This is a genomic window from Jeotgalibacillus marinus, from assembly GCF_040801915.1.
Lineage (GTDB): Bacteria > Bacillota > Bacilli > Bacillales > Jeotgalibacillaceae > Jeotgalibacillus > Jeotgalibacillus marinus.
This window is the reverse complement of the sequence record NZ_JBFMIA010000360.1, coordinates 1-221: the sequence shown is the minus strand read 5'-3', so window position 1 is coordinate 221 and position 221 is coordinate 1. Positions and strand designations below refer to the sequence as shown.

At 46.6% G+C, this 221-nt stretch carries 1 protein-coding gene; it reads right to left on the bottom strand.

The window, feature by feature from the left end; all coding sequences use genetic code 11:
• Positions 1-221: hypothetical protein (locus AB1471_RS19260; protein WP_367781109.1), on the bottom strand; the 221-nt coding region annotated here is incomplete at both ends.

The window sequence follows — 221 nt, the reverse complement described above, 5'->3', positions numbered from 1 at the left end:
GATGCGGATTTGAATGCAGGTATGATATCCGCCGTTGCTGCCCGCGCCCTCCTCTCCCCCTTTTTTCTTTCCTCTTCCTTTTCTTTTTCTCTTTCTTTTTCCCCTCCTTTCTTCCCTCCTCTCCCCTTTCTTTCCCTCTTCCCCCCTCTCCTCCTCCTCTCTTTTTTTTCTCTTCCCCTTCTTTTTTTTTCTTTCTCTCCTTCCTTTTTTTCCTTTTCCCT